This is a genomic window from Sulfitobacter sp. PR48, from assembly GCF_028807335.1.
In the GTDB taxonomy this organism is placed as follows: Bacteria; Pseudomonadota; Alphaproteobacteria; order Rhodobacterales; family Rhodobacteraceae; genus Sulfitobacter.
Genome location: NZ_JARAMM010000002.1, coordinates 1 through 21,189, shown reverse-complemented (window position 1 = coordinate 21,189; position 21,189 = coordinate 1). Strand labels below are relative to the sequence as shown.

General features: G+C 60.0%; 14 protein-coding genes. 8 read left to right on the top strand and 6 right to left on the bottom strand.

Annotation, left to right across the window (positions count from 1 at the left end; genetic code table 11):
* The first annotated feature begins 2 nt into the window (after positions 1 to 2).
* The 6 genes from PVW51_RS02810 to PVW51_RS02785 all read left to right on the top strand — a co-directional run bounded on the left by PVW51_RS02810 (position 3) and on the right by PVW51_RS02785 (position 9,823).
* Positions 3 to 1,565: a phytoene desaturase family protein gene (locus tag PVW51_RS02810; protein WP_274573538.1), complete on the top strand. Its 1,563-nt coding sequence runs from the start codon at positions 3 to 5 to the stop codon at positions 1,563 to 1,565.
* Positions 1,562 to 2,038 (top strand): MarR family winged helix-turn-helix transcriptional regulator, encoded by a 477-nt coding sequence (locus PVW51_RS02805; protein WP_269363240.1) that lies wholly within the window; start codon positions 1,562 to 1,564, stop codon positions 2,036 to 2,038. Before PVW51_RS02810 ends, PVW51_RS02805 begins: the two co-directional genes overlap by 4 nt.
* A 12-nt stretch (positions 2,039 to 2,050) precedes the next feature.
* A complete protein-coding gene (locus tag PVW51_RS02800) occupies positions 2,051 to 4,201 on the top strand; it encodes an indolepyruvate ferredoxin oxidoreductase subunit alpha (RefSeq protein ID WP_274573537.1) in 2,151 nt (716 codons plus the stop codon).
* The gene (locus PVW51_RS02795; RefSeq protein ID WP_274573536.1) at positions 4,198 to 5,733 is read left to right on the top strand and encodes an indolepyruvate oxidoreductase subunit beta family protein; all 1,536 of its coding nucleotides are present in this window, start codon (positions 4,198 to 4,200) and stop codon (positions 5,731 to 5,733) included. The genes PVW51_RS02800 and PVW51_RS02795 overlap by 4 nt, the downstream gene beginning before the upstream one ends.
* A 306-nt stretch (positions 5,734 to 6,039) precedes the next feature.
* Positions 6,040 to 6,348 (top strand): hypothetical protein, encoded by a 309-nt coding sequence (locus tag PVW51_RS02790; protein ID WP_269363234.1) that lies wholly within the window; start codon positions 6,040 to 6,042, stop codon positions 6,346 to 6,348.
* Between the two features lie 25 nt (positions 6,349 to 6,373).
* Positions 6,374 to 9,823: a glycosyltransferase gene (locus tag PVW51_RS02785; RefSeq protein ID WP_274573535.1), complete on the top strand. Its 3,450-nt coding sequence runs from the start codon at positions 6,374 to 6,376 to the stop codon at positions 9,821 to 9,823.
* A gap of 97 nt (positions 9,824 to 9,920) precedes the next feature.
* Here PVW51_RS02785 and PVW51_RS02780 read toward each other — a convergent pair whose 3' ends face one another.
* From PVW51_RS02780 to pcaC, 6 genes are all read right to left on the bottom strand, one after another.
* Complete coding sequence (locus tag PVW51_RS02780) at positions 9,921 to 12,380, bottom strand: hypothetical protein (RefSeq protein ID WP_274573534.1); 2,460 nt, start codon at positions 12,378 to 12,380, stop codon at positions 9,921 to 9,923.
* A gap of 176 nt (positions 12,381 to 12,556) precedes the next feature.
* Positions 12,557 to 16,426, bottom strand: coding sequence for a glycosyltransferase (locus tag PVW51_RS02775; RefSeq protein ID WP_274573533.1), 3,870 nt, complete (start codon positions 16,424 to 16,426; stop codon positions 12,557 to 12,559).
* A 312-nt stretch (positions 16,427 to 16,738) separates the two neighbouring features.
* Entirely contained in the window at positions 16,739 to 17,575 is an 837-nt protein-coding gene (locus PVW51_RS02770; protein WP_269363226.1) for a 3-keto-5-aminohexanoate cleavage protein, read from the bottom strand.
* Between the two features lie 9 nt (positions 17,576 to 17,584).
* Positions 17,585 to 18,199, bottom strand: coding sequence for a protocatechuate 3,4-dioxygenase subunit alpha (gene pcaG / locus PVW51_RS02765; RefSeq protein WP_274573532.1), 615 nt, complete (start codon positions 18,197 to 18,199; stop codon positions 17,585 to 17,587).
* 2 nt (positions 18,200 to 18,201) lie between these two features.
* Entirely contained in the window at positions 18,202 to 18,939 is a 738-nt protein-coding gene (gene pcaH, locus PVW51_RS02760) for a protocatechuate 3,4-dioxygenase subunit beta (RefSeq protein ID WP_274573531.1), read from the bottom strand.
* Entirely contained in the window at positions 18,936 to 19,316 is a 381-nt protein-coding gene (gene pcaC / locus PVW51_RS02755) for a 4-carboxymuconolactone decarboxylase (protein ID WP_269363220.1), read from the bottom strand. Before pcaC ends, pcaH begins: the two co-directional genes overlap by 4 nt.
* A gap of 113 nt (positions 19,317 to 19,429) precedes the next feature.
* On the opposite strand from pcaC, the gene pcaQ reads away from it, so the two are divergent.
* Together pcaQ and msrA are read left to right on the top strand one after the other, a co-directional pair.
* On the top strand, positions 19,430 to 20,329 hold the full coding sequence (pcaQ, locus tag PVW51_RS02750) for a pca operon transcription factor PcaQ (RefSeq protein WP_274573530.1): 900 nt from the start codon (positions 19,430 to 19,432) through the stop codon (positions 20,327 to 20,329).
* A 111-nt stretch (positions 20,330 to 20,440) separates the two neighbouring features.
* On the top strand, positions 20,441 to 21,106 hold the full coding sequence (msrA, locus tag PVW51_RS02745; RefSeq protein WP_274573529.1) for a peptide-methionine (S)-S-oxide reductase MsrA: 666 nt from the start codon (positions 20,441 to 20,443) through the stop codon (positions 21,104 to 21,106).
* The last annotated feature ends 83 nt before the right edge of the window (positions 21,107 to 21,189 follow it).

Genomic DNA, 21,189 nt, shown 5'->3' with positions numbered 1-21,189 from the left:
GGGTGGCGGCGGTCGATCATCTGATCATCGGATCAGGCATCAATGCCCTGGTCGCGGCAGCCATGCTGTCGCGCAAGGGTGACTCCGTGCTGATGATCGAACGCGAGGACAGGATCGGGGGCTGCATGTTCACCACCGATCAGGTCACGCTGCCGGGGTTCCACCATGATGTGATGGCCGCGACCTTCGTTCTGTTCCTGACCGGCCCCGCGCATGAGGCTTTGGGCAGCGACCTGGCAAGGCACGGGCTTGAGTTTTGTCATACCTCGCACCCCACGGCCGTGCTCAGGCCGGATGGCAGCGCGCTGACCCTGACAATGGACCGCGACAGCAACATCAGAACCTTCAACAGCCGTTGCGCCGGTGACGGTGATCAACACGGCGCGGATGTGCGCGGGGTCGAACAGGACGCAGCCTTCCTTTTTGCCCTTCTGGGTCAACCGCTCTGGTCCGGGAAAACGGCTCTGTTACTGGCGAAACAGGCATGGAAGCGCGGTGTCGGCCCGCTGAAGACATGGTTCGGGGAGGCCTTGGAACCGGCGCGCGGCTGGCTTGAGACGCGCTATCAAAGCGCCGATGTGCAGGCGCTTTGGGCGCCCTGGGTGCTGCACGTCGGCCTGACGCCGGAAGCCAGCTACAGCGGTCAGATGACCCGCGTGATTGCATTCGCGCTGGAGGCTGCGGGCGCGCCCGTGGTCAAGGGCGGCGCGGGACAGGCCGCTGCGGCATTTGCGTCTCTGATAAAAGCAAATGGCGGGGAAATCCGCACCGGGGTGGAGGCCGCCAGCATCCTGACAGAGGGCGGCAAAGCCATTGGCGTGCGCACCAGTGAGGGTGAAGAACTGCGGGCCCGCAACGTGATCGCCAGCACCGCACCCGGCCAGCTTTACGACAATCTGCTCAAGGCAGAACCGCTGCCTGAACCGACAAAGAAATTCCGCCACGGGCGGGGCAACTTCCAGCTCCACTATGCGCTCGACGGACCGGTTGAGTGGGAGGCCGAGGGGCTTGAAGATGTCGCGCTGATCCACCTCTCCGACGGGATAGATTCCGTATCCAAATCCAGCAACGAGGCGGAGCGGGGCATGTTGCCCGAAACGCCCACGATCTGTGTCGGGCAACCGCACCGGCTGGACCCGACCCGTTGCCCCGAGGGCAAGGCGATCCTCTGGCTGCAGATCCCCGATGCCCCCCGCGTGATCAAAGGCGATGCGGCGGCAGAGATCGACACCACCCCCGACTGGACCGAGACCATGCGCGAAGCCTATGCCGACCGGATCGAGAACATCCTGAAACGGCACATCCGGAATTGGGATGACATCCGCCTCGCACGCAGGGCCTATTCCCCGGCGGACCTGGAAGGCATGAACATCAACCTCGTCGGCGGCGACCCCTATGGCGGTGCCTGCACGATTGACCAATTCTTTGTCTGGCGCCCCTACGCCACGCAGTCTAACAACGCCACGCCGATCAAGGGACTTTACCACATCGGTGCATCGACCCATCCCGGGCCGGGCCTGGGTGGCGGTTCGGGCTTCAACATTGCGAAAGGTCTGGGCGCATGAAGCCACAGGATACGGAAAAGGAATCTCTTCGACTGGGCGAAATGGGCCTGGAAAATTTCGCCCCCTATCTGATGAACCGCATAATTGGCCGCTACAATGCCTCGCTGTCCTCGGAAATGGCAGAGCTGGGGCTGACGACGCCGCAGATGCGGTCACTGGCGGTGTTGTCCGTCATCGATGGGATCCTTATTCGCGAACTTGCGGTCTATGCCGTGGTCCAGCAATCGACACTCAGCCGCGCCCTGGACGCGCTGGCCGTGTCCGGACTGATCCGCCGCGAGACCGACGAAAAAGACAGCCGCGCAACACGGGTGTTCCTGACGGAAGCGGGGCGCGAGGCCTATGACCGGCTGTGGCCCCATATGTCTGCCTCCTACGAGGCGATGTTCAAGGGCATCAGCGCAACTGAACAACGCAACTTTGTCGCCACGCTGCAAACCATGCTGCGCAACATACGGAAACACGACTTTTAAGAGGATACTTCGATGGCTGAACGATCCTTCAAGGCGGAAGTGGAACACCTGCGCAAAGGCAACGGTGACGTGTTCACCGGCGAAGGAATTCTGGCGATCACCAAGGCACTGCTGGAGAACGGTGTTGGATACGTGGGCGGCTATCAGGGCGCACCGATCTCTCACCTGATGGACGTTCTCGCCGATGCCGAAGAGCTGATGGCGGAGTTGGGTGTGCGGTTCGAGGCCAATGCCTCCGAAGCGGCCGCCGCCGCGATGCTCGCCGCCTCCGTCCATTATCCGATCCGTGGCGCCGTGACCTTCAAGGGTCCGGTCGGCGTCAATGTCGCGTCAGATGCGCTGGCCAACCTGTGTTCATCCGGCGTGAACGGCGGCGCGCTGGTGATCGTTGGCGAAGACTATGGCGAAGGCTCCTCCATCATGCAGGAACGGTCGCATGCCTTTGCGATGAAATCGCAGTTCTGGATGCTGGACCCGCGCCCCAACCTGCCCAGCATCACCAAGGCGGTCAAAGACGGCTTCGAGCTGAGCGAGGCATCGAACACCCCCGTGATGCTGATGGTGCGAATCCGGTCCTGTCACGTCACCGGCAGCTTTGCGACAAAGGACAATGTCCCGCCCCCGCTGACGGTGAAACAGGCCATCGCAAACCCGCAATCGGATTTCAACCGCGTCGTCCTGCCGCCGATGAGCTACATGCACGAACAGGACAAGATCAAGAACCGCTGGCCGGCCGCGGAAAAGTTCATTGTGGAAAACCAGCTGAACGAACACTTCGGCCCCAGGGATGCCAAGATCGGCATCGTCGTGCAGGGCGGCATGTACAACGGCCTGATCCGGGCGCTGCAACGCCTTGGGCTGGCCGATCTCTTTGGCCGGACCGACGTGCCGATCTACTGCCTGAATGTCACATACCCCCTTGTCAGAGACGAATTTGACGATTTTTGCGAAGGCAAGGATCATATTCTTGTTGTCGAGGAAGGGCAGCCCGAACATATCGAACAACACCTTGGTTCGTTTCTTTACAAGGCTGGCCGGCGGCTAAAGCTTTATGGCAAGGACGTATTGCCGATGGCGGGCGAATACACCGGGCAGGTGATGCTGGACGGCGTCACCGGCTTCCTCAAAGCCGCGGCGCCCGAGATGTTGCCGGGCAAGGTGCGCGCGCCGAATGCCGAAGAACCCAGGATCCCTGACCTGAGCAAGACCGTGCCGATCAGGCCACCCGGCTTTTGCACCGGATGTCCCGAACGCCCGATCTTTGCGGGAATGAAGCTGGTCGAACAGGAATTGGGCAAGCACCAGATCACCGGCGATATCGGCTGCCACCTGTTCGGGTCGCTGCCGCCGTTCGAGATCGGCGGCGCGACGATGGGCTACGGGCTTGGTCCGGCATCAAACGCGGCTTTTGACGGCGGTGGCGAACGCAGGGCAATCTCCATGCTGGGGGACGGGGGGTTCTGGCACAACGGGCTGTCATCCTCGATCGGGAACATGGTGTTCAACAAGTCCGACAATGTGGTCGTGATCGTGGACAATTACTATTCCGCCGCCACCGGCGGCCAGGATGTGCTGTCATCCCGCGCGCACAACGACACGAAAGCCACCAACAACCCGATCTCCGCCGCGCTCAAGGGCGTTGGTGTGGAATGGATCAGGCAGATTGACCATACATACGACGTGGGCAAGGTGCGTGATACCCTGCGCGAGGCGCTGACAACCGACTTCAAAGGTCCGAAGGTGATCGTCGCCTCCTCCGAATGCATGTTGAACAAACAGCGCCGGGAAAAGCCGATCCGGAACAAGGCGATCAAGGATGGACGGCGCGTCGATGTGCCCCGCTTTGGGGTCGACAGTGATGTCTGCACCGGCGATCACGCCTGCATCCGCCTGTCGGGATGTCCTTCGCTGTCATTGAAACGGCTCGACGATCCGCTGCGTGACGATCCGATCGCCCATATCGACCAGACCTGTGTCGGCTGCGGCAATTGCGGAGAGGTGGCAGATGCCGCCGTGCTGTGCCCCTCCTTTTACCGCGCGGATGTGGTGCACAACCCCGGTGGGTTCGAGACCTGGCGGGCCGGATTGCGCAACCGGGTCATTTCCTGGCTTCAGGCCCGGCGTGATGCCAAACGGCTGCGCCTGACCGGAGCACCCACATGAACCTGGTCCCGCCACAGAAATCGCCCGATCCCCGCGTTGGCGACATCATCAAACTTGCCGTGATGGCGGTGGGCGGTCAGGGCGGCGGTGTTTTGACCGGCTGGATCGAGGCTCTGGCCAGATCCCGGGGATATGCCTGTCAGGCCACCTCTGTCGCGGGTGTTGCACAACGCACGGGTGCCACGATCTACTACGTCGAAATGGCAAAAAAGTCCGATTTAGAGCCTGTTTTTGCACTTGCACCGGCGGGTGGTGACGTTGATGTGCTGATCGCTGCGGAAATGATGGAGGTCGGTCGCGCAGTGATGCGCGGCTTTGTCACCCCGGACCGGACGACGCTGATCGGCTCCACCCACCGCGCCCTTGCAGTGTCGGAAAAGATGGCACCCGGCGACGGGATCGCGGACGCGGAGGAAGTGCGCGCTGCAGCCGAAATCGCGGCGCAAAAGCTGATCCTTGCCGATATGGATGGTCTGGCCGTTGCCGAGGGTTCCGTGATTTCCTCCAGCCTGTTCGGCGCGCTTGCGGGGTCCGGGGCGCTGCCCTTCCCGCGTGAAGCCTTTGAGGAGGCCATTCGCGCCAGCGGCAAGGGCGTGGATGCTTCGCTCAGGGCCTTTGCCGCCGGTTATGACGCCGCGCAGAACAGCACCGAAGAACCGGTTGCGCCTGCAAAGCCCCCCGCGCCCGAACTGACCGGGCCGGACAGCGAAATTGCCCGCTGGAAGGCGCTGTCGGACCGTGCGAATGCGCTGCCCGGGCCGGTGCGGCAGATGGCAGGAAACGGGTTGATGAAGGTCGTTGATTTTCAGGACTGCGCCTATGGCGAAACCTACCTGGATCATCTTGACCGTATCGTTGCCAGGGACAGTGCCGGTCACGATTGGCTGCTCAGCGTGACAGCGGCAAAATACATCGCCAACGCAATGGCATATGACGACATCATCCGGGTGGCCGACCTCAAGACCCGCGCACCGCGCATGGCCCGTATACAGGCAGAGATGGGCGTGAAAGACGGGCAACTTGTCGAGGTGACGGAATTCTTCCATCCCCGCGCTGAAGAAATCGTCAGCCTGCTACCGGCCAACATGGGCGCGCGATGGGAGGCCAGTCCGAAGCGCATGGCTCTGATCGACCGGCTGTTCAACAAGGGGCGCCGCCTGCGCACTCATTCGTTACGGTCTTTTCTGTTGCTGCATTTTCTGGGGGGCCTGAAAGGATATCGCCTGAAGACCCGCCGCCATCAGGTGGAGGTCGCGCATTTACAGCAATGGCTTGAGGCCAGTCTGGCACCACTTGATGACGATTATGCGTTGAGTGTCGAGCTGCTCAGGAACAGACGGCTTGTCAAAGGCTATTCCGATACCCATGCCCGCGGTCTGACAAAGTTTGCCACGGTGATGAACGCGGCGGATCTGTTGCGCGGGCGGAAGGATGCGGCGGAATGGATGGGACGGCTCCGCGAAGCGGCGCTTAAGGACCCGGACGGAAAGGCGCTTGAAGGGGCCATTCAGACCGTGCGCAGCTTTGTCTGACACCCTGCCGGAACAGCGCGTTCCTGCCGGTTTGACCGGGCGATAGCCACCGGATCGCATTGGATTGGTGATGGCAGTCGACGCTCAGGCTGGCAGGTCGGGTGTCGGCTTTGCGGGTAAACTGCCGTCAATCAGTGCCAGCCAGTCCCGGAAGAGACCGAAGCCGCCAGACCTTCGCTGCACTGCATGATCACACAGGTGTCGACCGCCAGGATTGCTCCCTGGCCAAGGCCTGACCACTGGACCATCCGAACAAGGATTGGTAACGGTACGGCTACACTTTGTGAATAGCGAGTAACGCCAGCCATGACTTCTCCCCGCCCCGGAACAAAGGCGCATGCGCTTCGCCTCGCCGATGCGGAAACCTCGCTGATGACCCGGCACCGCGAACTGGCGCATATCACCGCCGCCCTGATCGACAAGGAGGCCGAGGTCGAAGCGCAGGCATTGCGTATTCAGAGCCTTGAAGCTGAACTTGCCGAGGCCCGGCAGGCGCTGGGCCGTGCCCAGGGGATCGTGGATTACAACCTCGCGGAACTTCAGTCGATCCGATCCAGTACATCCTGGCGCCTGATGGCTCCGGTCCGGAAGCTGGGGCAGTTGCTTGGCAGATGACCAGCTACAGGCGAGGTCGGGCGGCATGATCAGACTGCCCGCAACCCGTCCGCTGATGGGTGACGTGGCGCTGCTGCAAAGCTCGCCCTATTTCGATGAATTCTGGTATCTCGACCAGTTTCCCGACGCGGTAGACTGTGGCCTCGCCCCTGCAGAACATTACCTTTGGGTCGGTGCGGTCATGGGCCGGGACCCGTCGCCATACTTCAGCGGTCAGTTCTATCTTGAGCAGAACCCCGAGGTCGCCGCGGCAAAAATGAACCCCCTGGTGCATTATCTGCGCCATGGGCATGCGGAAGGCCGGCGCGCGCATCCGGATGATGTGGCGCTGCCGATCCCGCAGAACCGGCCCGGTCATGATGTCCTGGGGCCTGCGCCCTGGGGCGATGCGCTGCGGAATTCACCCTTGCAGACCACTTTGCAAGGCGATGGTCCGGCAGAGCTGCCATCACCCGAAGCACGCGCAATTGCCGGTGCCGTTCTGTCGGGCTGCACCCAGATCCCGACGGTCTCCGTGGTCCTGCCGATCCACGGTCGCGGGTTCTTCCGCGCGTTGGATTCAGCACTGGGGCAAAGCGTTACGCCAGCGGAGATCATTCTGGTCTACAGCGCCGGACAGGACGAAACCCTGACCCAGGTCAGACGCACCTATACCGAGGCCATCAGTTCGGGGTTGCTGCGGATACTCCCGAGCATCGGCACCGGATATGCGCTGGCGTGCAACACGGCGCTGGAAGCCGCGCGTGGCGAGTTGATCGCCTACCTCGACGGTGATTGCCACTGGCGGCAGGATTATCTCAAGCTGATGACAGCCTGGTTTGCCCAGAATGACGATCTGGCGACCGGCTATGCCGGATGGCGCAGGGGAATGATCCGGCCGGGCAAGCCTCAGGCCTGGGGCACACCCTATGACCGGGCCGCGTTGCTGCAGGAACAGACGATCGACCTGAGCACCTATATGCATCGCCGGTCCGTGTCAGACCAATTGGGCGGCTTTGACGAGGATCTGGGGTGCTGCGCCGCCTGGGACCTGATCCTGCGGCAGACTGCAGTTTATGCCCCTGGCTACCTAGGTTTTGTCGGCGCTGACGTGGTCCGGGACCTGACCGAAACCGGTTCAGAGCATGCGCGGCATGATACACAGGCCCGGCACCGTCAGGATCGCTGGCGTCATGGGCTGGAAGCGCCCCGGATTGCCTATGTGCTTTGGGACTGGCCCGCATTGAGCCAGAGCTTTGTCATGGCCGAGCTCGAATGGCTTGTTTCGCGTGGCTTTGACGTTGAGGTTTTCTTCAAGATCGCGCCGGATCGCGCGGCAGAGGTGCCCTTTGACATCAAGCAGCATCAGGTAGAGACGCCCGAAGAACTTGCCAAGCTTTTGATCCTGCGCGACCGGACGCTTGTGCATTGCCATTTCGCCTATCCCGCGATGACCCTGCTGACCTGGCCAGCCTGCCAGTTGGCTGGGATCCCCTTCACGTTTTTCGGTCATGCGGTAGATATTTTCCTGCACAATAACATCGCCGTGAACCGGATCGCAGAGATCATGAACGATCCGCTGTGCCTGAAACTGTTTGTGCATGGCGACTATCACCGAAAGCATCTTGAGACGCAGGACATCCCGGTCGAGAAGCTCGCCTATGCATTTCAAAGTGCCAATCTGGATCTGTTCCGCGGCATTCCGGACAAGCCGGCACCGGCCAGGGATGCGGTGGCGCGCGGCGTTTTCATCGGCCGCTTTACCGAGAAAAAGGGGATCGAAACCCTGATTGAAGCGGCGGCACTGCTGCGCGATGAAGCGGTCGCATTCGACGTTTATGGCTATGGGCCGCTTTGGGGCATCATCCATGAACAGGCGAAATCGCTGGGTGTCGACAACATCACCTTTCACGGCCCCCTGGACGGTCGCTATGCGGTACGTGACATCCTTCGGGACTGTGACTTCTGTATCGTGCCCTCCATCGTGGCGGACACCGGCGATACCGAAGGGTTCCCCACTGTCGTCATGGAAGCGATGGCCGCGCGCAGGCCGGTTGTCACCACTGCGGTTTCTGCCATTCAGGACTATCTGACTGACGGGATCCACGCCCATGTTGCCGCGCCCCGTGATCCGCAGGCGCTTGCCAATGCGGTGCGACGCATGTTGCACCAGCCCGCGGTGAATCGCCGCGCGATGCTGCAGAATGGCGCTGATTTCCTGCGCGACCATGTCGGAACCGACAGGACCATGCAGACCTATTGCGATACCTGGTATCGCGCGACACTGGATATCGTGCTGGTCACCTACAACACGCCTGAGCACGACGATTTCGAGCAGACCATCGAGATCATCCGGCGCATCCGCTCATATACCACCACGCCCTACCGTCTGGTGGTGATCGACAACGGATCAGACCGGGCCTTCCGCGCGGCTTTGACACAGCTGGCCCGGCAGATGCCCAACATGCGGCTGCATTTCCTGGACCGGAACCGGTTTGTCGGTCCCGCGACCAACATCGCCCTCGCCGGGTCCGATGCTGTCTATGCGATTTACCTTTGCTCGAAAGAAGGTTTTGTCGCCCGGCACGGGTGGGAACGGCCGCTGATAGACCATATGCGCCAGCATCCTGATGTCAGCCTGGGTGGCAACCTGTGCCACCTGCCGCCGCATACGCTGGGCAGGGAGATTGTCCAACATCCCGCTTTCCCCAGCTTCAGAAACCCGGAATTTGCCAAAAGCCATCCCGACCGCCCGTTTCAGCACGTCCAGGGCGGTGCCTTCATCCTGCGCCGGGATGTTGTTGATCGTGAAACCGGCTTTTCGTCCAGCCTGCCCCAGGCCAGCACCGATGTTGAATTCAGCTATTTTCTTGAAAGCCGTGGTCACAAGCTGACCAATATTCCCCAGGTGTCATCCCTGACGGTCAAGACACTGCCAAGACTGGATGCGGTACTGGACGAGGCCACTGCCGTCGCCCATCCCGTTTTGCCGCATGACACATACCAGTTGGATCGGATGCAGATCCCGACAACGACAAGGTGCAACCTTTGCCAGGGATGGGATTGCATTCAGGACGACGGGCGTTGCAGCCATTGCCAGAGCTTGGGCATGGATCGGAAACTCTACCAGTTCCTGGCGCATGACTGGCGCGCACACCGGGGCAACAAGGCACTGCTTGTCGATTGCGTTGCCTCCCTGGTCGATGCGCTTGGCACCAGTATGTTCGATCCGACTGCAACCAGTTGGCAGGACCTGCCTCAATCCGAGAGTTTCACGCTGATCTGTCTGGGCAGCGAACCCGGCCACGACATGGCAAAACGACTGTTGGCGCGCCTTGAACCCGGCGGCCTGATGGTTTGGCCCGAGGGGTCGGGCGCCGCGCCTGCTGCATTGGTCAACACAACGTCCGGCCTTCGCGCAGGCATTGCACAGCGCGTCTCAAGAGTGTTGCGCAGCGACAGCAGAAGGTTGTTCTGGGTCGCCCGGAACGGCTGACCTGCGGCGCCTGACGAAATCCATGAAACATCACGTAACGCGTTGAAATTTCTGATTTCAGGCAGCGTTATGCGATTCAGGTTGGTCGCATGACGCTTTAGTTCCGGATCTTCCGCACAATCCACCGCATCGGAGCCGTGATCCTCCAGGACGTGCTGGCCTTCATCGATTCATACGCGGCTTCCGCATATGCGCCCCGGCTTTTCAGCTCGCTGATTTCTGACTTCGCCGCCTGTTCGCTTTCGATCAGGATTCTGGTCAGATCCGTGATTTCGCGCTGCTGCGTTTCGACTGAGGTCTCCAGAATGGCAATCCGGTTGCTCTTTTCGCTCATGCTGCGCTTCAGCTGGCCAATACGGTTGATTTCCTGTTCCAGCGCAGTTTCCTTGCGGGAAAGGCTGGTTTTCATATCCACAAAGCGTCTGTCCCTGTCGGATTGCTCAGCTTTCAGGGCCTGCAATTCACGGTGGGTCTGCTCCGCTTCGTGACTGCGCTGGGCAAGGGCGCTTTGGGCCTGGGAAAGCTCGGCCCGAAGGGTGTTCAATTCCGATTGATCCGCCTCGCGTTCAGATGCAAGGGTCTCCAGCCGGGTTTGCGCCTCAACAAGGGTTTGGGCCAGTTCCTCACGTGCCGCTTCGGCCTGTTTCCTGAGGTCCTTGAGTGAATCGCGTTCCGATGCAAGCGTGTCCAGCCGGGTTCGCGTTTCAGCCAGGGTTTGCGCCTGCTTCTCCCGCGCCTCTTCGGCCTGTTTGCGCAGATCCTTGAGTGAATCGCGTTCGGATGTCCGTGCGATCAGGTCTTTTTCGGTTCGTTCCTGAAGGGACTGAAGTGCTGCCAGCTTCTTTTTCAGATCGTCAGAAGAATTTTTCAACGCATCACGTTCCGCAGAAAGCGCGTCTTGCGTCTGCATCATCTGTTCATTTGCGCTGGCAAGGTTCGTCAGCTGCGTTGCCAACCGGTCCTGTTCCTGCACGGACCGGTCAAACGAAGACTGCAATCCAGCGACCTTTTGCTGGAGGTTCGCCTTTTCCTGTTGGATCAGTTGTTGTTCTGACCGGGTGGTTTCGAGCTCAGCCTGAAGGGCGAGCCGTTCCTCGGCCAGACTGTTCTTCTCGCGTTCGAGGTTCTCCTTGGCGCTTTCCGCATTTTTGAACTTCGTTTGGACCTCGGCGAGCTGCGCGCGCAAAGCGTCACGGTCTTCGGCCACGCCATTACGGGATTCCCGCAGGGATGCATTTTCGGACAGCAGGGAATCGCGCTTCAAGACCAGCGCGTCGCGTTCCGCCGAAAGCTCCAATTGCTGTTTCGACAGGTTTGTCTTGAGCGCGTCGCGCTCGGCCTGGATCGCAGTCAGCGATCCGTCCAGGCTTTCTTTTTCCAAACTGACCTTTGTCAGCTTCTGGCGGATGGTGTCACGCTCATTCTGCGCCTGCGACAGATCGGCTTTCAGCGTATCGCGTTCCGCTCTGATCGCATCGCGATTCTGGCTGAGGTTGTCCCGTGCCGTGATGGTATCGTTCAGGCGCTTGTCCAGGCTTTCCCGCTCTTCCTGCAGGTGTTCCAGCCTGGATTCGCGGTCAACAAGGGCGGCGGCGGTCTTGCGACTTTCCTGAATCACCGGGGCAAAGGTTGTACCGGCACCTGTCAGTGCGGCGCGGATCATGTCCAACGACTTATGGTCGGTCCGCGCCTCACCGGATGCCACCCATTTTTCGAGGATCGCATAGGTATCGCGCACCCATTCCGACAACATCGGGTTTTCCAGCGCTGCTGCAGGCGCCTCCTCGTGGTGACGCAGATTGCTGTCCAGGAAGGCGTCGACCTCGGATGAAACGCCGATCGAAAAACGCGGCAAGGTCAGATCCAGAGTGCTCTGCACCTTGGTTATCATTCCGGCCCAGTTTCCAAGCAGGCTGGCGTAATTGACAAAGCAGCGGGCCTTTCCCCGTGTTGCCGCTTCGGCGTCCAGAACGTGGCGCAGCCAGGTCAACATGCCCGTCCCGGTATTCATCCCGTCACGTTTGGCGAGGGAAGCGGCAACCTCCAACGGGTTGCGGTGCGTCAGGACATATCGTGGTGCAGCGCCGCTTTCTTTCAGTACGTCTTCCCAGAAGGGTACGAGCCGGCAGATCCGGGGATCTTTCAGCACAAACAGACGGGAATCGCCGAACTCGCCTTTCACAAGCTCAAGCGCGCGGTCGTGAAATTCTTCCACCCGGTTGCTCTTGAACCACCCAGGGTTGATCGGCAGCCAGTCATCCCAGCTTGACCCGGCAGAGCTCAGCAGATCGTTGTGCAGCGTAAGTACACTGGTCGACTCGAAATACCCTTTTTCATTGTCGACAGTCGGCTTCATCTGGTTGGCAGGTGCATCGCACCCCAGCAGGTTCAACACCCCCGCCAATGCAGATGTGCCGGACCGATGCATACCAAGGACCACAACGGCATCGCGTTTGGCTGCGGGTTTCTTGCGGGCCGCAGCAGGGGATGCCGTTTTCCGCGCGGTCTTCTTGCGCGCCGTGGTCTTGCTGTTCTTGGTCGTTACTCTTGCCGCCATGTTCTGTCTACCAGTTCCCGAATTGCAAAGTCTGCCCTAAAGCCCGATGTTCAGTGCCTGAGTCCCAATGTCAATGATAGGCCTGTTAACAACGGCCAACCGCAGGACCCATGTGTTCCGTTGAAAATAACCGACGCATTGCACCCGATCCTCTGTGCGGTGCTGCATCCGGCGACTTAGGTTTTGGTGAAAAGCTGGATCGGCAACCAGTCCAGATGACTTACCTTGCTGGCATATCTGCGCACCCCGGTCTTCTGGAGCTTCAGTGCAGCAAACTTCTTTGTCAGCGCGTCACTTTCCGGACAGCCGGCAAGGAAAAACGAACCGCCGGTCTTGAGCAGGCGCGACGCTTCCTTGAGCAGCAGTTCATCGGATTTCGGATCCTTGCCCAGCGCGTCGTTCATCATGACAAAGCTCAGCCTGCCATCCGGTGAATCCGTGCGGCCCTTTGACTTCAGCAGCTCCAGAAAAGCATCCGCCTCGATCCGTCGTCCCTGGAACTGAAAGGTCCAGAACTCCGATATCGCCTGTGGCACATTCACACCAAGCGCGGGCAGCCGCTGATACAGCAATGTGGATTCGGCCAATACCCTGTGCAAGGTGCGGCCCCGCCGTGACGCACCACAATTCGGGCAGCGGGTGGCCCCATCCAGATCATCGAATTTCGTGCTCTGTTTGCCGCAGGCGTTGCAATGATGCACTTCGCCCCTGGCGATCGCATCCAGTGCGCGCAGATCTTCCAGCATCGGGGGATGCAGGGCACCCATGTTTTCGTCAATGCGGTGAAAAAGTCCCGGACGTGTCTTGTTGTAAAGCGCCATCAGCCCCGGCACCTCACCCAGCTTCCAGCCGCAGCTTTCGACATAATAGGAAAACTCGACATCGGTGGAATTATGCGGCACGTCGTCTGAAAAGCCGCCAATCTCGTCGATCATCGACCGCCGCATCACAAAGAAACCGCCCTGCACATGGAAGAACATCCTGTCAGGGTTGTCGTGGGCAAACTGCTTGTTACGGAACTTGTCGAACAGCGATTGCGCAACCGGATAGTCACGGCCGTAAAGATAGGTGGGCGCGTGGCACAGCGTCCCGGCCAGGCCGACCTCGGGGTTTGCATTCATATAGGTGATGAACGGTTTTTCCCAGCCGTGCCGGGTTGTCATGCCTTCCTTGCCGCAGACATAGATCGCATAGTCGGATTGCCCGTTCTCCAGGCAAATATTGGTGCCGGGTCCGACCATCGCGTTATCACGGTTCAGGACCAGGGTGACATTGTCATGCTCGGCATGCAGGCGCATCAGATAGGTCAGCACATCGGGCTTGCTGCCGTTGTCACAGATAATCAGGTGGAACGGCATCGAGGTGTTCTGGAACAGCCGCCGCGTGACTTCGGTGATTTCGGCAAGGTTGTTCCAGCTCACGATCAGCAGGTCCACCCGCTCATTCGCCCAGAGCCGGACCAGGTTTTCCACCAGCGACGGTCCGTTGTGGTTGCGACGCAGCCGCTCCTCGGCGGTTTCGATCATGCTTTGGACCATGCCGTCAGGCCACTTGTAGAATGACCGTATCCGCGCCGCGATCTCTGCCGGGCGCGCATCACATACCAACCCGGTGATCTTGTCTGTCACAAGGTCGGGAATCCCTGCAATATCCGTGGTCAGCACGGGCAATCCGGCGGCAATCGATTCCATCAATGTGGTCGGAATACCGTCCATGTCGCCATCGGCAGCACGCACGCTGGGACAGGCAAACAGATCATGCTCCCGGAACACCGCCATCAGCGCATCCCGTCCCTTTACCGGACCATGCAAATGGACGTTCTCGATTTTCTGTTCGGCGATCAGCTTGCGGTAGCTGTCTTCCAGTTCACCATAGCCGTAGATGTTGATGGTGATGCCTTCGCCTTCCAGCAGCTTGCCGGCGCGGATCAGATGCTCCAGCCCCTTCTTTTCGGCAAAGCGGGTGACCGCGCAGATACTGCGTTTGGTTCGTTTGGCACGATCCTTCACCTTGCCGGCCGCAAACAGATCGGGGTCGACACAATTGGAGTTGATCAGGATCTTGTCTTCCGGCACCCCCTGATCCACGAGATAGCGCATGTGAAACTGCGACAGGGTTATGACCTTGCGACACATCGAAGAACGCGAGAATTCGTCGATCCGGTTCTCGGCCGCATTCCCGTATCTGAAAATATCCTGCGCATGGGCGATGCAGGTAAACGGAATTTTCGCCTCTTCGCAGGCGGGCCAGACCATGTTGGTGACAGTGGGAAAGACGAAATGCGCATGGACGATCGTGCGATCTGTCTCTTTCAGGCGCGTGGCCAGATGGTGATGGTCGGTCACCCGTTCCCATTCGATATCAAAGTCCGGTTTGAAATCCGGATAGGGTGACTGCCTGCAGAAAACGCGAACATCGACGCCCTGTTCACGCAGGATACGCAGCTCGTTCAGAACGAAGGTTTCCGACGGCACCGGGAAGTGCCAGCAGAAATAGGCGACCTTGAGCGCCGCTCGCGGTGTCGGGACAATATTTGCACGCGGCTTCAGCGTGACCTTCCGGGGCGTGCTCTGCGTGGTCGTCAGGGCGTCATAGGCTCCCTGCATCTGTTCGACATAGACCTTATGCGCGAACCGGCGTGTCACTTCGGCCTTTGCCTGTTCACCGATGCGCCGCATCATGGCCCGGTCATCGGCAAATCTGCGCAGGTGCTCGGCCACGGCTTTCGTATCGCCCAATGGAACGATGAATCCGGTCTTTCCCTCATCCACGAATTCGGGCGGCGCACCATAGCGATACACGATTGTCGGACGCCCGGCGGCCATGCCTTCCAGCACGGTCCGTCCAAAGCTTTCCTGAAAGTTGGACAGATTCAGGATCACATCCGCCTCGGCCACGGCCTTGGTCGGCGTGTCCCGGTAACCGGTCACGCTCAGCGTCTTTGGCAGCGTTCCGGCCGCGACCTGTTCCATCAGGGCATTGGTATGTTCGGTTTCCGGGCCAATCAGTTTGAACTCAACATCCGGGTGGGTTTTCGAAAGCACGCGGGCAATTTCCGCAAGGTCCTGGATGCCCTTTTTCGGCAGGTTCGAGCTGATCAGGCCCACCCGCATCGGCCCGTCGACCCGGGGCGGATCAAGTTTTGTCAGATCGGAAAGATCCGCGGTATTGTAAACCAGCGACGGCGTCTTCCCGTCCTTGGCAAATCCCTTCAACGTGGCCTTGGAGTTGGCGATCACATGGTCGCAATGATCCCATATCCAGTCGACGATATGTTCGGCACTTTCGCCGATCATGTTCAGCAACGCCTCGTCGTGATGGATCAGTTCCCGCACGTGGATCATGCAGCGCACGCCCATCCGCTGCGCCGCCAGCAGCGGTTCGCGCAGGACGATGGTGTTGGTGTGCACGACATCCACGCCTTCATCCTGAATGATGCAGGCAAAATCGGTTACCGCATGGTCGCTGACAGCCTGCCCCTTGCGCCACCAGCCATACCGGAAAACATAAGTGGCAAAGGATTTTCTGCGCAGGGTCCGGAAATAGTCCGGGTTGCCATGCCCCGGCACGGTCACGATGACATTGTAGTCCAGCGCATTCAGCCCATCGATCATGTCAATGAAACTGCGCTCCCCGCCGAAAAGGTTTTTCCCCGCAACATGGCTGCACAGCATGATCGTGGGCCGGCCCGGACGTGCAGCGACGCCCCCGGCGACGCGTTTCACGCCATCACGCACGATTTCTTCGGCCTGGTTTATGCGTGGTGACGCAACCTCGGCGGTGCGGCGCCCTTCGGCGCGCCCGTAGCGGATATAATGAAGCACGGGATTGTAGTTCTTGCGCGCAACATCGCTGTGAGTTTTTACATAATACTCAGAATTGAAACGTGGCCCCGGATTCCGCAGCAAACGGCCGCCAAGCCACAGAAAGTGGTCCAGCGGATCCATGCCCAATATTTCTACATCCGGGTACTGTTGCCGATACCATTCCGGATCAAATAGATCGGATTTTTCAAGAATCGCCTTGTCGGTGTATACAGAAGTCATTTCTGTTTCCTTACAAGTATTTAATATCGTAGGTAAAAAGTTATGTTTACAAGAAGAACTGGTTACGCTCACTCTTTAGTTCACTCGAAAAGAGAGGTCTATGCCGCGCGGTCAAAAAAGCCCCGGCGGCTGGCTAAAGCTCAAGTTTTTAGCAGTTCATCGCGCATTGTCCAATCAACTGAGCGCAAATTTTCCGGTTGTCCAGAAAATGTCTGAATAACGGACGTGAATCGCCGGGCCGCCCGGTGCCATAAATACACCTGGCACCGCGGCGATCTTCTCAATCATATCCGCCTGTATGCGCCCTGGCGGTCAGGCGGCGCTGCGCAGCCCCAGCAATTTTCGCGCTTCCTGCCAGGTGGCAACGGGGCGCTCATACTTTTCGCAGATTTCAGCCGTGCGTTTGACCAGGGCGGCATTCGATGGCGCGAGGGTATTGCGGTCAAGACGCACGTTGTCTTCCAGACCGGTACGCGCATGACCGCCGTTCGAGATTGCCCAGTCGTTCAGAACGCTCTGGTTCGCCCCGATTCCGGCAGCACACCAGGCTACATCTTCGCCAAACAGCCGCTTCACGGTCTTGAGATAGAAATCGAATACCTCGCGGTCGGCGGGCATCGCATTTTTCACCCCCATCACGAACTGGATATAGGGCGTATCCTTGATCTGGCCCTTCTTGTGCATCTCGGCGGCCTTCAGGATGTGGCTGAGGTCAAAGGCCTCGATCTCGGGCTTGACGTCATGGGTGATCATTTCCGCCGCAAGCCAATCCACCAGATCCGGCGGGTTCTCGTAGACGCGGCTGGGAAAGTTGTTTGACCCAACCGAGAGCGAAGCCATGTCCGGACGCAAGGGAAGCATACCGCCCCGCGCCTGCCCGGCACCGGAGCGGCCTCCGGTCGAAAGCTGGACAATCATGCCGGGGCAATGCTTTTCCAGCCCTTCCTTCAACGCTGCAAATTTGTCGGGATCACTGGTGGGCGTTTCATCGTCATTGCGCACATGGCAATGGGCGATGGTCGCCCCCGCCTCGAATGCTGCCTGGGTGCTTTCCACCTGTTCGGAAATCGTCACCGGCACCGCCGGGTTATCTGCCTTGGTCGGGACCGATCCGGTGATGGCCACGCAGATGATGCAGGGTTTGGTCATGTCATTGCCTCAAATATCAAGAAATATGGTCTCGTCCGGGCCTTGCAGGTGGATGTCAAAACGATACTGACCCTCACCTTCTTTCCTGGCGAGCAGGGTCGGCACGCGGTTCTGATGTTCGATCCCGCTCAACAGCGGATCCTTGGCATTCGCCTCTGCCTCGTCCTCGAAGTAGATGCGCGTATGCAGGCCGATATTGATGCCGCGTGCGACAATCCAGGCCGTGATATGCGGCGCCTGCATCCGGCCATCCGGCATCGGCACCGCGCCCGGCTTGACCGTGTCAAAGATGAACTCCCCGGTTTCCATGTCACCCGGCGACCGCCCCCAGCCGGTAAAGTTCGGATCCGGCGTGCCGCGCGTTTCATTGGCAGAAGCAAAAAGCCCCGCCGCATCGGGCTGCCAGATTTCGATCATCGCATCGCGCAGCGGTGTGCCGGTGCCATCGAAAACGGTCCCCTTGATCACGATCTCCTGACCCTGGACCGGGCCGGTCTTCATGGTGGTTCCCAGATCGCCACCGTATATCCCGATCCCGGTAAAGTTCGGTGTGCAGCCGATATGCACATAGGGGCCCGCCGTCTGGCTGGGGCTTTCCCTGAGGTAGTCGAGTTTCTGTACCATGGTCAAAGTCCCTCCACCCGGTTTTCGAAATAGGTCTGCCGACGGCCCCGCAGAACGATGTCGAACTTGTAGGCCCGCGCATCCATGGGAACGGTACGGTGCATGTCCAGCGGCGCGGTCAGCTGATCAATCGCTTCCTGCGATTTCAACACACCGACAATCGGGCAAAGCGGGATCATGGGATCGCCCTCGAAATACATCTGGGTGATCAGGCGCTGGGCAAACCCGTGGCCAAAAACCGAAAAGTGGATATGCGCCGGGCGCCAGTCGTTCATCCCGTTGGGCCAGGGGTATGGCCCCGGCATCACGGTGCGGAACTCGTAAGATCCATCCTCGCCTGTGATCGTGCGTCCGCAGCCGCCAAAGTTCGGATCAAGTGCTGCCTGGTATTTTTCCTTCTTGTGGCGATAGCGCCCCCCGGCATTGGCCTGCCAGAATTCCAGCAGCGCACCCGGCACGGGGCGGCCCATTTCATCCAGCACCCGACCATGGACAATGATCCGGGGGCCAATCGCGCTTTGCCCCGGTTGGGCGAAATTGAGGATCAGGTCGTTGTCGAGATCCCCGAGGATGCCATGCCCGAACACCGGCGAGGTTTCTTCACTGAGCGTGGTGGGAAAGGACAGCAATGCCGCCTGCGGGCTGCGTTTGACGCTGGTCTTGTAGGGCGGCGTCAGCGCGTCGGGCTGCCAGCCACGGTCGCGGGGAATAAAACCTCCGGTCTTGGGTCCAGTGCTCATATCTCAACTCCCAGTTCGGCATAGGTCTGTTTGGCAAGCTTAATCGCATGGTTCGCCTTTGGCACGCCCGCATAGACAGCCACATGCATAAAGGCCTGCAAAACATCGCGCGGCTCGGCCCCGGTATTGCGGCTGGCGCGGATATGCATCGGGATTTCCTCGAAATTCCCTGTCGCCGCCAGCAGGGCGAGCGTCAGCATGGATCTTTCCCGCCGCGAGATCGTGTCATCGGCCCAGACCGTGCCCCAGGCCCCTTCGGTGATCAAATTCTGGAACGGCGCGTCGAAATCAACCTTGGCCGCCTCCGCCCGGTCCACATGGGCATCACCCAGCACCTCGCGGCGAACCCGCATCCCGGTTTCATAGCTTTCTGACATGGCACTCTCCCTGATCCGTTGGGGCAGCTTAACCAATCGAAAGGTGCATTCAAAATGAGAAAATATGCGCTATAAGTTCCAATATGGAATTTAAGCGCACCAAACAGATCAAAATGCGTCACCTTTCGGCCTTTGTCGAAACCCTGCGCGGCGGCAGCCTCAAGGCGGCGGCGGAACGGATGTTCCTGACCCAGCCCACGGTATCCAAGACCCTGAGCGATCTCGAAACCATCCTTGGCGTCACCTTGCTGAACCGGGGCCGGGGCGGGGTAAGCCTGACGCGCGAGGGCGCTGTGTTTCGGCAATTCGCGGAACAGGGGCTTGCCGCCGTCAGTCACGGGCTGGCCAGCCTGGATGCGCTGAGTGCCGGCCGTGCAGCGCCCCTGCGCATCGGGACCCTGCCGTCGGTCTCTGCCGACTTGCTGCCGGATGTGATCCTGCGATTCTCCGCCCTGTCACCCGCAACGCCGGTTACTGTCGTCGAAGGGCCAATCACGGATCTGATCAACGGTTTGCGCGCGGGCGATTTTGACCTGCTGATCGGACGCATGGGACCACCGGACCGCATGACCGGTCTGACCTTTACCCAGCTCTATTCAGAAAAGGTCATCTTTGCCGTGGCCAGGGGGCACCCAAGGTCGGAAACCACGGACGCCGCCGCATTGGCCGATCAGCGCATCCTCTATCCGCCTCCCGGTGCGGCAATCCGGCCCCTGGTTGACCGGTTCATGATCGAACGCGGCATCGCAGGCTATTCACACCAGATAGAGACTGTTTCGGGCGCTTTCGGGCGCGCCATGACACTTGGCGCGGCTCAGGCAATCTGGATCATCAGCCAGGGAGTCGTGGCGGACGACATTGCAGCAGGCCGGATGCTGGCCCTGCCCATCGACACCGACAGCATGTCAGGGCCCGTCGGCATCATGGCCCGGGCGGAGGAGGAACCGACACCGGCCATCCGGCTGTTCCGCCAGGCCCTGCAGGAAACATCAAAGCGCAGCGACAATATCTGAAGGTCGCAATCACGCCTTTTCACCACAGCGTGACATTGACCGTTCACCGCTTGCGCTAACCCCCATGCGCGTTCAGCCTTGTGCGGACAGAGCGGACTCATGGAGGTGAAAATGAAGAAGCTGACGCAGGTCAAGGCATTGGTCCTGGGCGCATTGATTGCCGTCGGGCTGGTGGTGCAATCGGGCAGCGCAAAGGCCGCGGGCACCGAAACGCTGACAGTTGCGGGTGGTTGTTTCTGGTGCGTCGAAGCCGATTTCGAATCTGTTCGCGGCGTCAAGGAAGCCGTGTCCGGCTTTGCGGGCGGCACCACGCCGAACCCGACATACAAACAGGTCACCGCAGGCGGCACCGGCCATTACGAGGCGGTTCAGATCACATTCGATCCGGATGTTGTCAGCCGCGACAGCCTGCTTGCCATGTTCTTCCGGTCGGTCGACCCGACAGATGCAGGCGGTCAGTTCTGCGACCGTGGCGACAGCTACCGCACTGCGATCTTCGCGCAGGGTCCGGCGCAAAAGGCAGCGGCGGAAATGGCCAGGGCGGATGCGCAAAAACAACTGGGCCAGAAGGTCGTCACGCCCATTCTTGGGCCTGTGCCATTCTACCCGGCCGAGGCCTATCATCAGGATTATTACAAGAGCAGTGACAGGCTCGCCTTCAGCAGCGTCGGCATCGGGGTGAAAAAATCCGTGGCTTACAAGCGGTACCGCGCGGGTTGCGGTCGGGATGAACGTGTCAAACAGCTCTGGGGCAGCGCGGCACCCTTCGTTAGCTAGGTCGTGTTGACATTCATTGTCGCCCACCCGTTTCAGTCCAAAATTGCTCAGTTCCAGGCAAGAGAGCGCAGGAATAGCCAGCT

Coding starts and splice junctions, on each gene's coding strand:
- PVW51_RS02805 (WP_269363240.1), top strand. CDS start 1,562: ATGAAGCCACAGGATACGGAAAAGGAATCTCTTCGACTGGGCGAAATG.
- PVW51_RS02800 (WP_274573537.1), top strand. CDS start 2,051: ATGGCTGAACGATCCTTCAAGGCGGAAGTGGAACACCTGCGCAAAGGC.
- PVW51_RS02795 (WP_274573536.1), top strand. CDS start 4,198: ATGAACCTGGTCCCGCCACAGAAATCGCCCGATCCCCGCGTTGGCGAC.
- PVW51_RS02790 (WP_269363234.1), top strand. CDS start 6,040: ATGACTTCTCCCCGCCCCGGAACAAAGGCGCATGCGCTTCGCCTCGCC.
- PVW51_RS02785 (WP_274573535.1), top strand. CDS start 6,374: ATGATCAGACTGCCCGCAACCCGTCCGCTGATGGGTGACGTGGCGCTG.
- PVW51_RS02780 (WP_274573534.1), bottom strand. CDS start 12,380: ATGGCGGCAAGAGTAACGACCAAGAACAGCAAGACCACGGCGCGCAAG.
- PVW51_RS02775 (WP_274573533.1), bottom strand. CDS start 16,426: ATGACTTCTGTATACACCGACAAGGCGATTCTTGAAAAATCCGATCTA.
- PVW51_RS02770 (WP_269363226.1), bottom strand. CDS start 17,575: ATGACCAAACCCTGCATCATCTGCGTGGCCATCACCGGATCGGTCCCG.
- pcaG (WP_274573532.1), bottom strand. CDS start 18,199: ATGGTACAGAAACTCGACTACCTCAGGGAAAGCCCCAGCCAGACGGCG.
- pcaH (WP_274573531.1), bottom strand. CDS start 18,939: ATGAGCACTGGACCCAAGACCGGAGGTTTTATTCCCCGCGACCGTGGC.
- pcaC (WP_269363220.1), bottom strand. CDS start 19,316: ATGTCAGAAAGCTATGAAACCGGGATGCGGGTTCGCCGCGAGGTGCTG.
- pcaQ (WP_274573530.1), top strand. CDS start 19,430: ATGCGTCACCTTTCGGCCTTTGTCGAAACCCTGCGCGGCGGCAGCCTC.
- msrA (WP_274573529.1), top strand. CDS start 20,441: ATGAAGAAGCTGACGCAGGTCAAGGCATTGGTCCTGGGCGCATTGATT.